Annotated in this window: 1 protein-coding gene; it reads right to left on the bottom strand. The window is 68.5% G+C overall.

All coding sequences use genetic code 11. From position 1 onward, the window contains the following. Positions 1–25: 25 nt before the first annotated feature. Positions 26–1,225, bottom strand: coding sequence for an IS110 family transposase (locus tag R2S09_RS40075; protein ID WP_306193204.1), 1,200 nt, complete (start codon positions 1,223–1,225; stop codon positions 26–28). Positions 1,226–1,455 lie beyond the last annotated feature (230 nt).

Below are 1,455 nucleotides of genomic sequence, written 5' to 3'. Positions count from 1 at the left end.
AGGAGGCCGCTGCCTAATGCTGAAGTCAAGCCACGAGACGGAGTTGAGGTCGGTCCTGGTAGGGCTGGCGGTCACGCAGGATGGCGTAGAGCACGTTGACGCGGCGTCGGGCGAGGGCGATGAGCGCCTGGTGATGTCGTTTTCCCTCGGCTCGCTTGCGGTCGTAGAAGGCCCGGGACGGCGGGTGGTTCGGCATCGCGCAGAAGGCCGACTGGTAGAAGATCCGCTTGAGAGCCTTGTCACCGCCGGTCGCGCTGCGCGAGTAGCGGATCTTTCCGGACTGGGTGAGCACGGGCGCCAGGCCGGAGGCGGCGGCGAGGGCATCGCCGCTGGAGAAGCGGCGGATGTCGCCGACCGCGGCGATGAGTTCGGCGGTGAGGGTGGCCCCCATCCCCGGCAGGCTGCGGATGAGGGCCCCGTCAGGGTGCACGTCGACCAGCTCCTCGATCTCGGCCTGGAGGGCCAGGAGCCGGTTCTTGCCGGCCAGGAGATCACCGGCGAGTTCTCGGATCAGCTCGGCGGCGCGGCGCTCACCGGCCACGGCCGTGTTCTGCCCGCGCGCCGAGGTCACAGCGGCCTGGGCCAGAGCTTCGGCGGTGGGTCGTTTGACGCCGCGTTTGCGCAGGTAGTCGGCGATGCGGGAGGCGCCCGCGCGGCGGATCTCGCTGGGGGTGACGTAGTGGGCCAGCAGGATGAGGCTGGACTTGTTCGTCGGGTCGGTGGCCTTCTCCAGGCCGGGATGGATCGAAGCGAGCAGGTCCCGAAGCCGGTTGATCCGCGCAGTGGCCTCCTTCACCAGCACGGTTCGGTGGCCGACCAGCAGGCGCAGCTCGACGGAGATCTCGTCCGGTACCTGGACAGCCCGCAGGTCGTCGCGGAGCATGACCTGCTCGGCGATCACCTTCGCATCCCGGGGATCGGACTTGTTCTCCCCGCCCCGGGTGCCGCGACGGGCGCGGTTGACGGCAAGACCGGGCACGTGCACCACCCGCAGACCGGCGGTCAGGAGCATCGCGGTGACCAGCGCGGCCACTCCACCCATCACGTCCACACCAACGACGACGTCGCCATGTTCGACCGCCACGGCCTTCAGGTCGCTGATGGCCTGGGCGATGGCTTCGGGATCGTTGTCGACCCGACGGCTGCACAGTTGCCTGCCACGGTCGTCGGTGATGGCCAGCCAGTGGAAATCCTTGGCGATGTCGAACCCTGCATGAGCGGACAAGGTGACGCTCCCCTCCTCGAGCAACCTGTGGCGCGACTCCTTCCGCCTGTCCTCGCCCTACCCAGCGATGGTCCGCAGAGCCTAATCAGCAGTCCGGAAGAAGTGGCGGGACAGGGGGAACAGCGGCCTGAGCCATCAAGGGCAGCCAGCATGAAACCCATCCCTGCCCCACCCGCGCAGTCCCAGAGTCGCGAACTCGCGGGACGCACTCAAGAAGGTAGGGCCGCATG

Origin of the sequence: Streptomyces sp. MK7 (assembly GCF_032658145.1) — a bacterium.
Lineage (GTDB): Bacteria > Actinomycetota > Actinomycetes > Streptomycetales > Streptomycetaceae > Streptomyces > Streptomyces spiralis.
Note: the sequence above shows the minus strand (reverse complement) of the source record. Positions and strands in the feature narration are given on the sequence as shown.